Origin of the sequence: Streptomyces sp. TRM68367, from assembly GCF_014495685.1 — a bacterium.
In the GTDB taxonomy this organism is placed as follows: Bacteria; Actinomycetota; Actinomycetes; order Streptomycetales; family Streptomycetaceae; genus Streptomyces.
In genome coordinates this window covers 1-9,146 of the sequence record NZ_JACTVI010000169.1, presented here as the reverse complement: position 1 = coordinate 9,146, position 9,146 = coordinate 1, and the positions used below count along the sequence as shown (strand labels likewise).

At 69.1% G+C, this 9,146-nt stretch carries 7 protein-coding genes and 3 pseudogenes; 3 read left to right on the top strand and 7 right to left on the bottom strand.

The window, feature by feature from the left end:
* Together H8R17_RS43245 and H8R17_RS43240 are read left to right on the top strand one after the other, a co-directional pair.
* A pseudogene (locus tag H8R17_RS43245) lies at positions 1 to 449 on the top strand (hypothetical protein); the annotation flags it as partial.
* On the top strand, positions 424 to 945 hold the full coding sequence (locus tag H8R17_RS43240; RefSeq protein WP_187828654.1) for a cupin domain-containing protein: 522 nt from the start codon (positions 424 to 426) through the stop codon (positions 943 to 945). The pseudogene H8R17_RS43245 and the gene H8R17_RS43240, both read left to right, overlap by 26 nt.
* 66 nt (positions 946 to 1,011) lie before the next feature.
* Here H8R17_RS43240 and H8R17_RS43235 read toward each other — a convergent pair whose 3' ends face one another.
* From H8R17_RS43235 to H8R17_RS43205, 7 genes and pseudogenes are all read right to left on the bottom strand, one after another.
* Positions 1,012 to 1,629, bottom strand: a complete 618-nt coding sequence (locus H8R17_RS43235) for an MBL fold metallo-hydrolase (RefSeq protein WP_187828655.1) — start codon at positions 1,627 to 1,629, stop codon at positions 1,012 to 1,014.
* Between the two features lie 26 nt (positions 1,630 to 1,655).
* A pseudogene (locus H8R17_RS43230) lies at positions 1,656 to 2,074 on the bottom strand (zinc-binding dehydrogenase); the annotation flags it as partial.
* 64 nt (positions 2,075 to 2,138) lie between these two features.
* Positions 2,139 to 2,447: pseudogene (locus H8R17_RS48260) on the bottom strand (NAD-binding protein); the annotation flags it as partial.
* Between the two features lie 761 nt (positions 2,448 to 3,208).
* Positions 3,209 to 3,907 carry a GntR family transcriptional regulator gene (locus H8R17_RS43220; protein WP_187828653.1) on the bottom strand — a complete coding sequence of 233 codons (699 nt, stop codon included), beginning with the start codon at positions 3,905 to 3,907 and terminating at the stop codon, positions 3,209 to 3,211.
* Positions 3,904 to 5,025, bottom strand: coding sequence for an FAD-dependent oxidoreductase (locus H8R17_RS43215; RefSeq protein ID WP_187828652.1), 1,122 nt, complete (start codon positions 5,023 to 5,025; stop codon positions 3,904 to 3,906). Before H8R17_RS43215 ends, H8R17_RS43220 begins: the two co-directional genes overlap by 4 nt.
* Before the next feature lies 1 nt (position 5,026).
* Positions 5,027 to 5,938 (bottom strand): proline dehydrogenase family protein, encoded by a 912-nt coding sequence (locus H8R17_RS43210; RefSeq protein WP_187828651.1) that lies wholly within the window; start codon positions 5,936 to 5,938, stop codon positions 5,027 to 5,029.
* A gap of 372 nt (positions 5,939 to 6,310) precedes the next feature.
* Positions 6,311 to 7,003 carry a GntR family transcriptional regulator gene (locus H8R17_RS43205; RefSeq protein WP_187828650.1) on the bottom strand — a complete coding sequence of 231 codons (693 nt, stop codon included), beginning with the start codon at positions 7,001 to 7,003 and terminating at the stop codon, positions 6,311 to 6,313.
* Between the two features lie 124 nt (positions 7,004 to 7,127).
* On the opposite strand from H8R17_RS43205, the gene pruA reads away from it, so the two are divergent.
* A complete protein-coding gene (gene pruA, locus H8R17_RS43200) occupies positions 7,128 to 8,762 on the top strand; it encodes an L-glutamate gamma-semialdehyde dehydrogenase (RefSeq protein WP_399478062.1) in 1,635 nt (544 codons plus the stop codon).
* Positions 8,763 to 9,146 lie beyond the last annotated feature (384 nt).

Below are 9,146 nucleotides of genomic sequence, written 5' to 3'. Positions count from 1 at the left end.
GGTACGGGGACCCGGCCTTCGACCTGGCCTTCTGCGTCAACCATCTGCTCCTCAAGAGCCTGGTGGTGCCCGAAGACCGCGCCGCACTTCTGCGATCCGCCCGGGTGCTGGCCGAGGAGTACGCCCGGTGCGTCGACTGGGAGCCCCGACCCGCCCTCGAGGAGCGGGCCGCGACAGTGCTGCCGGCACTACTGCTCGCGCGTGTGGACGGCAAGTCCCCGGTGGAGTACCTCACCCACGACCGGCACCGGCTGTTCGTACGCACGGTGGCAGCGGCCCTGCTCCGGGCACCCGCCCCCACCGTGGCGGACGTCGTCGACGCCTGGGACACCGCCCTCCCGGCCCCGCCCGAACCCGGCAGCGACCGGCCCAACCGACCCAACCGATGTGACAGGTCCGGTGGACCCGACCAAGGAGAGACATATGCGCAGAGTCGTCACCGGCCATGACGAGAACGGCAGGTCGATGGTCGTCAGCGACGGCCCGATTCCGCGCAGCCGGGAGTTCACCAGTCTGCCGGGCTGGATCTCCCGCCTGCCGTGGGCCACCGAACCCGGCGAACCGGTCAGCCGGACCGGGGAGGACCCCACGCCGAAGGTCACCAGCCTGCTTCCGGCGCCCGGCGGCACGCGGTTCATCGTCCTGACCTTCCCGCCGGACACCGCGATGGCAGACCCGGTGTTCGACCCCGTCGCCTTCGGCCGGGAGCAGCGGGCCGACTCGCCCGGCATCGCCGAACTCATCGAACCCGACGGCATGCACGCCACGCCGACCGTGGACTACGGCATCGTGCTGCAGGGCGAGATCGTCCTCGAACTCGACGACGGCCACTGCACCCGGCTCTCGACAGGAGACATCGTGATCCAGAACGGCACCCGGCACGCCTGGCGCAACCGCAGCGGACAACCGGTCACGATGGCCTTCGTCCTCATCGGTGCGGAATAGGCGCGGAGCACAACGACTGGCCGCTGAAGCCGCGGGGGAGTCTGCGCTGACCTGCGCCGTTCCGGATCAGTACCCCCGGTCGATCCACTTCTGCAGGTCGGCGGATTCGGCACCGACGGTGGTGGAGGCGCCGTGGCCGGGTCGGACGACGGTTTCCGGGGGGAGGGTGAGCAACTGGTCGCGGATGGAGCGGATGATGGTGGGGAAGTCCGAGAACGAGCGGCCGGTGGCTCCGGGGCCTCCGTCGAAGAGGGTGTCGCCGGTGAAGACCGTGGCCAGTTCGGGTGCGTAGAGGCTGATCGCTCCGGGGGCGTGTCCGGGGGTGTGCAGGACGGTGAGTTCCGTGCCGGCCACGGTGAGGCGTTGGTTGTGGGCCAGGTATCCGTCCGGGGCCCGGTCCGGGTTGGTCTGCTGCCAGAGCAGGCGGTCGTCCAGGTGCAGCAGGACGGGGGCGCCGGTCCGGTCGGCCAGGGCGGGGGCGGCGTTGATGTGATCGTTGTGGGCGTGGGTGCACACGACGGCGACGACGCGGCGTGCGCCGACGGCGGCGGCGATCTTCTCGGCCTCGTGCGCCGCGTCGATCACGACGACCTCGTCGGCGTCGCCGACCAGCCAGACGTTGTTGTCGACCTCCCACGTTCCGCCGTCCAGGGAGAACGTTCCCGAGGTCACGAGGTGCTCGATGCCTTCATGCTGATCCGGCCGGAGGGTTACAGGATCATTACCGAGCGCAGTAGGTCACCGCGGTGCATCTTCTCGAATGCTTCCTCGACGCCGTCGATGCCGATCTCCTCGGTGACGAACTTCTCCAACGGGAGGCGTCCTTGCAGGTGCAGGTTGATACCAGGGTGGGGAAGTCGCGTGAGGGCAGGCAGTCCCCGTACCAGGACGACTTGAGGGCGCCGCCGCGGCCGAAGTATTCGAGCAGCAGGATCTCCGGGGCGGTCATGTCGGGCATCGGCACGCCGACCAGGACGACGGTGCCGGCGAGGTCGCGGGCGAAGAACGCCTGCTCCCAGGTTTCCGGCCGTCCGACGGCGTCGATCACGACGTCGGCGCCGAACCCGCCGGTGGCGCTGCGGATCGCCTCCACAGCGTCGAGGCTGCGGGCGTCGACGACGTGGGTGGCGCATTGCCTCGTGTTCGCCGGCCCGTAGGACGATGCGTGTCCCGGCTGAGACTCCCTGCGCGGCGATGGCCACGGCGATGTTGTCGAGGTCGTCGGAGCCGACGGCGGCCAGGGCCCGGGCCCGGTGGAGGTGCAGTTTCTCCAAGGTGGCCCGGTCGCCGCCGTGGCTGGTGAGCACGGGGATCCCCAGGGTCCGGGCGATGCGGACGCCCGGTGCGTCGGGGTCTCGTTCTACGCCGACGACGGGTATGCCCAGGCGTTGCAGCTCACCGCACAGGCGCAGTCCGACCTGGCCGATTCCGACGACGATGACGTGGCCGGAGCGGGGCAGGGTGCGCGGTCCGATCAGCCCGACCAGTCGGGGGCCGAGCATGCGGTCGACGAGGCCGGCGGTGAACATGGCGCTGCACACGATCGTGCTGAGCATGACCAGGCTCGCCAGTACGGGATACACGGTGGAGTGCGCTGGAGCGGTTGCCGGGCCGACGGTGGCCACGACGCGGGCGGCGTCGAACAGTGCCTGGGTAGGGTGGTGTCCGAGAGCGACCAGCCAGGTCAGGTCACCGAGGAGGGCGGCGAGCATGCCCAGCAGGCCCGTGAGCATGAGCCGCGTTCCCGCGTCGTGCGGCCGCAGTTGTCCCGCGAACCGGCCGCGTCGTGACTGCCAGTTGGTCTGTTCCGGTTTCCACGGGCGGCTGAGGGGCTGCCCGTCAAGGACCCGAACGGCCTGGGTGTGGCCGTCCATTGTGCGTAGGGCGGCGATGGCGGGGTCGACGCAGGGTCCGGCCAGGGTCGGGGCCGCCAGATCGGCCGGGGAGGTCACATGGCACTGCGGCAGCAGGCGCAGCAACTCGTCGGCGACCGTCCGGTCGAAGATGGTCACGGTGATCGGGACGTGGGGGCACATGTGGGCGATGGCCAGTGCGTAGCGCAGCGCGGCGACGTCGTCGTGCAGCAGGATCGCCACGGCGTCGGGGGCCGGTGTCATTGCGGCGCGCAGCATCTCGTCGCGGGGCTCGGTCAGGTGCTGGACGGTGTGTGCGCCTTCCCGAAGTGAGGCGCACACCCGGCGGGCGAGGTTGGTCTCGCCGATGACGACGAACGAGCGGTCACCGGGCGGGACAGGGGCGTGGATCATGGCGCCGGATCAGCTCCCGCCGCGGCCTCCTGGTCGAGCAGCGTCTGGATTCGGGACCGTGCGCTGTTCAGGGACCGGCGTGTCAGGTGTGCCGCGGTCTTTGGGTTGGACCAGCGGGCGGCTTCGATCAGCTGAGGTTGGTAGGACCACAGGGACGAGTCGGGTTCGCGGTCGGCTGCGGTGGCTCCCAGGACTTTGTAGGCGCGGCACTGGTGCCACAGATTCCGGATCGTGTCGGTGAGGACCGGGTTGCCGCCCGCGGTGTACAGGGTGGTGAGCAGGGCCTCGTCGTGGTCGAGCGCGTCGAGGATGCGGCCTTCCGCGGCGGCTGTGCGCATCGCCTCGCATTCCTTCGCCATCTTGTTCACGCCTTCCGCGTCCAGGCCTTCGATGCCGCGTCGGGCTGCTTCGGTCTCCAGTAGCAGCCGTACGTCGTAGACGTGGACGAGTTCCCGCAAGGTGAGCCCCTTGACCACCGCGCCTTTATGGGGCTCTCGGACGGCCAGTCCGTTCTCTTCCAGACGGCGGATGGCCTCGCGCACGGGCATCACGCTGGTGCCCATGTCGGCCGCGAGGTCCCGTACCCGCAGCCGGGTCCCCGCCGGCAGGGCGCCGTTGGTGATCGACTGGTGCAGTGCGGTGTAGACCTGGTCGGCCAGCAAAGACGCCTGTACGCGCGGAGTCGGATCATTCATCGGGCGATCCTGGGCAGGTGCCGGTCGAGTGCGAAGCGGGAATGCGTCTCAGCCCTGCCGAGTGCGAGGTCTGCGATCATCTCGCCCAGCAGGGGGGCGAACTTCGCGCCGTGGCCGGAGCAGGGGGACGCGACGACGACGGGGCCCCGTCGGTCGAGGATGAAGTCGTCGTCCTCGGTCATCGTGTACAGGCAGGTGCCCTCGGCCACCGGTTCGGGGTCGAGCCCGGGCAGCCACGTGCGGACGTACTCCGTGATGAGCCGTCGGCCGGCCGGATCGATGAGGCCGCTGCGGGTGCCCGCCGTGGTGGGGGTGCCCCCGTCGTGCCGGGCGATCTTCATGGCCGGCTGGGGGCCTGCGTCGCCCCCGGAGGGAAGGCCGAAGATCTGGTGGTCGTCCTTGTGTACCAGGACGGGGAACACCGCCTGCGGATCGCGCTGGCGGAAGTGGAAGACCTGCTGCTGCGTGACCTGCACGGGCGGCAGCGGGATGCCGAGGCCGCAGGCGTCGAGGAGTTCCGGCAGCCAGCCGCCCACGGCCAGCACGACGCGGCGCGCCCGTACCACCTGGCCGGCGTGCACCACGACGTGATCGTCGAGGACCTCGATCGACTCAACCGGGGTGTGGCACACCAGGCGTGCCCCGCCTTGCCGTGCCACGTCCAGGAAGGCCGCGGTGCTCGCGTCCGCGTTGACGACGCCCGCGTCCGGCTGGAAGAGCACCGGCCCGTCGAAAAGCATGCCCGGCCACCGCTGTTGGGCCTCGGCCGGCGACAGCAGTTCATGGGCGAGCTGGTGTTCGGCCGCGACGGCGGCAAGAGCCCGGGGATCCCGGCGGCTGCCGTGATCGATACCGCCGCGCACCTGAAGCAGGCGCGCACCGCTGTCCGCCTCCAGTTTGCGCCAGCTCTCCAGCGCGCGGCCGGTCATCCCGACGTACAGGGCCTCGGGGTAGATGCGGCGGAAGATGCGGGAGGTGCCGTGTGAACTGCCCTTGTCGTGTCCGAAGCCGTAAGCGTCGAACAACACGACCGAGTGGCCCGCGCGGCTCAGGGCCCAGGCGGTGGCCGCGCCGGTCAGCCCGGCGCCCACGACGACGACGTCGATCTCCGGTGCCATGTCAGCGGCCCACCACGGATCGGAGGAAGAACAGCAGGTTGGCCGGGCGTTCGGCCATGCGCCGCATCAGGTAGGGGTACCACTGGGTACCGAAGGGCACGTAGACCCGGACACGGTAGCCCTCACGCACCAGTTGCCGCTGCACGTCGCGCCTGACGCCGTAGAGCATCTGGAACTCGAAGTCGCGCTTGCCGACCCCGGCGGCCGCCGCGGCCTTCTTGGCGTACTCGATGCACAGGTCATCATGGGTGCCGAACGCGGGATCGGGACAGTGGGCCAGGACCCAGTCCGTCAGGAACAGGTACTGCGCGGTGATCTCCTTGCGCTCGCGCAGCGCCCTGCTCAGCGGCTCGTCGTAGGCGCCCTTGACCAGCCGCAGACGCGGTTTGATCTCCGTGAAGGACTCCAGGTCCTCGGGGGTGCGGCGCATGGCGGCCTGGATGGCCACGCGGGTGTGCGGGTGACGGGGCAGAGCCTCCCGGAAGGCCTCCAGGGTGGGCCGGCCCACGGAGCTGTGCTCCATGTCGACCTCCACCCCGACACCCACAGCCGCGGAAGCCTCCAGCAGCCGGTCGAGGTTCTTGGCACACGCCTGCGCATCCACGGCTATACCCAGCTGCGACAGCTTCACCGACACCGTCGCCCCCGGCGCCTGCTCGGCGATCGCCCGCACGGTCTCGATGTACTGCTCGGTCGCCGCGGACGACTCGGCGAGGTCCTCCACCTGCTCACCCAGCAGGTCGAGACTCACATCGATGCCCACACAGTTCAGCTGCCGTGCCACGCGAATGGCCTCCTCGCAGCTGACACCGGCGACATAGCGGCCCACCAGGCCCCTGGTCAGCGGGTGGCCGCTCACCAGGTTCTCCAGCTTCTTGTTCTGCGCTGCGCGCAGCAGCAGGTCACTGATCACATCGATCCCCTGATCACGTAGGGCCGGCCCGAAAGCCGGGGTGGGAAGGAACGGGGCGGACGGGAGGACGAGCGAGGGCGAAAGCAGCAAGTGTCCGGTAGAGCCCCGCCGCGCGGATGGCGGGCCGGAATGGGAGGCGTCCGTCGGTGCGTGCGCCGCGTGCCGCCTGAGGTGCCGCGGATGTGCTGCCGCGGAGCCGTTGAACCAGGACCGTAGGATGTGATCACAGATCACACAACCCCTTCGCAGCAAATGCACCGAAGGGTTTGCAGTCCGGTCGGCCCCGGGTGCGGCCAACAGGCCAGGACGGTTGAGGAGTCCAGCCAGCTTACCGAGTCTGAAATTTCAGTACAACCTCTGCCTGGCTGTGCACTACAGCAGCGAGCGCACCTCCGCGGAGAAGGCCAGCAGGTGACTCTGGGCGGCCTTGCGCGCGGCCTCGGGCTTGCGGGCGCGGATCGCGGCGACGACCTCGTCCTGGGAGCAGGAGCGCGGTGTGCGCGGACGCATTCGCTGGATGCCGTAGTGCCAGATGCGCAGCGCCAGGTTGGCGTACTGGTTCAAGCTGGTTTCCAGATAGGGGTTGTGGGCTGCGGCGTAGATGGCCCGGTGGATCTCGGTGTCGACGGTGATGTAGTCCAGGGACAGGTCCGAGGAGTCCTCCAGGGTGCCCGCGAGTGCGGTCAGGGCGGCGCACTCCTCGTCGGTGGCGCGCTCCGCGGCGAGGCCGGCGGCCAGCCCCTCCAGTTCGATGCGCACCTCGGTCAGCCAGCGCTCGTCGCTGATGTTGATGTCCGTGACGAACGTGCCCCGCCGGGGGTAGATGACCGCGAGCCGCTCCAGGGTGAGCCGCTTGAGCGCGTCCCGCACGGGTGTCAGGCCCAGCCCCAGTTGCTGACTGAGGGCCTTCTCGTCCAGCGGATCGCCCGGCTGGAACCGCACGGTCACGATGTCGTCCCGCAGCCGCAGATACGCCTGGTCGACCAGTCGCAGCCCGCCGGCCGTCCGCTGTCTGCCCACGGCGGCCGCGTCGGCAGCCCCGTTCACTTCTGTCCCTTGACGCATGTGCTCAGTGTAAGTAACGTCGCTCAGAAATTTCAGAGCAACTTCTGACTTGATTCATTCCATGACGTCGAATGTCGACCTCTAACGATGACCGAGGAGTGCAATGGCAAACCAGAACGCCGTCATCACGGGCAGCGTACGTGTGCCGACACCTTCGAACGAGCCTGTCCGCGACTACGCTCCCGGTTCCGCGGAGGTGGTCCGGCTGCGTGCCGAGATCGACCGGGTCGCGGGGCAGGTGCGTGAACTGCCTCATGTGATCAATGGTGAGCGGTTTTTCGCGGGGCAGCAGGAGGCGGTGGTCTCGCCGCACGAGCACGCGCGCGTGCTGGGCCACATCACGCCCGCGGGGGACAAGCAGGTGCGGGCGGCCATCGACGCCTCGCTCGCCGCGCGCCGCGACTGGTCGATGACCCCGTGGTGGGAGCGGGCGGCGATCTTCCTGCGGGCGGCCGACCTGGTGACCGGCAAGTACCGCGACGAACTGTTGGCCACCACCATGCTGGGCCAGTCCAAGACCTACCACCAGGCCGAGATCGACGCGGCCTGCGAACTCGCCGACTTCTTCCGTTACAACGCCTATTCCGCGGCCGCGATCTACGACCAGCAGCCCGCCTCGGACCCGGGCCAGTGGAACATCATGGACCACCGGGGCCTGGAGGGGTTCGTCCTGGCGATCACCCCGTTCAACTTCACGGCCATAGCCGGCAACCTGCCCTCCACGCCCGCCCTCATGGGCAATACGGTGGTCTGGAAGCCGTCCGAGAAGTCGGCCCTGAGCAGCGATGTCGTCATGCGGGTCTTCGAGGAGGCCGGCCTGCCGCCCGGCGTCATCAACCTCGTCCACGGCGACGGCCAGTCCATCGCCTCCCAGGCCCTGGCCAGCGAGCACCTCGCCGGGGTGAGCTTCACCGGTTCCACCGCCGTCTTCCGTAATCTCTGGAAGACCACGGCCCAGCACCTGGACACCTACCGCGCCTACCCCCGCCTGGTCGGCGAGACCGGCGGCAAGAACGCCATCATCGCCCACCCCTCGGCCGACCCCGAGGCCCTCCTGGTCGCCCTCGTCCGCGGCGCCTTCGAGTACCAGGGCCAGAAGTGCTCCGCAGCCTCCCGCGCCTACATCCCCCGCAGCGTGTGGCGCCGACTCGAAGACCGGCTCGCGGACACCGTCGCGAACCTGCACATCGGAGACGTCACCGAGCACGAGACGTTCGTCGGCGCGGTGATCGACGAGACGTCCTGCACCCGCCTGGAGCAGGCCTTCACCGAGGCCAAGAGCCTCGACAGCCACCGCCTGCTGGCCGGCGGAAGTGTCCGCCGCGAGACCGGCTGGTTCGTCGACCCGACGGTGTTCGTCACGGACGACCCCACGGCCTTCACCATGTCGCAGGAGTTCTTCGGCCCGCTCCTGACCGTCCACGTCTACGACGACGCCGACTGGAGTTCGATCCTCACCCTCGCCGACACCACCAGCCCCTACGCCCTGACCTGCTCCGTCTTCGCCACCGAGCGCACGGCGATCTCCGAGGCCCTCACCGTCCTGCGCGACACGGCCGGGATGACGTACGTCAACGACAAGCCGACTGGGGCGCTCATGGGCAAGCAGTCCTTCGGCGGCGGCCGGGCGTCGGGCACCAACGACAAAACCGGCTCACCGCTGGCCCTTCAGCGCTGGGTCAGCGGCCGCTACATCAAGGAGAACATGAACCCGGACCTGGACTGGAACTACCCCTACATGGGCACGGCCGGGCACTGAAGACAGAGTTCCGTCGCGGGAATCTCCGGGTGGGTATCGGTATTTCCCCGTGTTCCCCATGCCGTCGGGGGTGTGGCATGTGCACTCACGCGTCTGACACCCCTGGAGCAGCACTGTCCGTAAAGCGGTTCAAATCACATTTTAGTTCGTTTACATTGACAGGCCGCATTTCATCCCCTTCGTATTGAGTCGGACATCGGCGCAGGCGGTCCGCCATGGCGGAGTCCTCCGCGGAAGGCCCGGCACCGCCCGCACGACCGGCGTCCCCCGGTGCACGTCATCCCCAAGCCCGCCCGCACCTCGACACGAGGCATCCCCAGAAGCGACTACGTTCCCCACCTGCCGGAGAAGCCATATGACGACGTCCCTGCACACGAATCCTCC

Excerpts from the sequence above, each read along its gene's own strand:
- H8R17_RS43240 (WP_187828654.1), top strand. The coding sequence starts at position 424 with ATGCGCAGAGTCGTCACCGGCCATGACGAGAACGGCAGGTCGATGGTC.
- H8R17_RS43220 (WP_187828653.1), bottom strand. The coding sequence starts at position 3,907 with ATGAATGATCCGACTCCGCGCGTACAGGCGTCTTTGCTGGCCGACCAG.
- H8R17_RS43215 (WP_187828652.1), bottom strand. The coding sequence starts at position 5,025 with ATGGCACCGGAGATCGACGTCGTCGTCGTGGGCGCCGGGCTGACCGGC.
- H8R17_RS43205 (WP_187828650.1), bottom strand. The coding sequence starts at position 7,003 with ATGCGTCAAGGGACAGAAGTGAACGGGGCTGCCGACGCGGCCGCCGTG.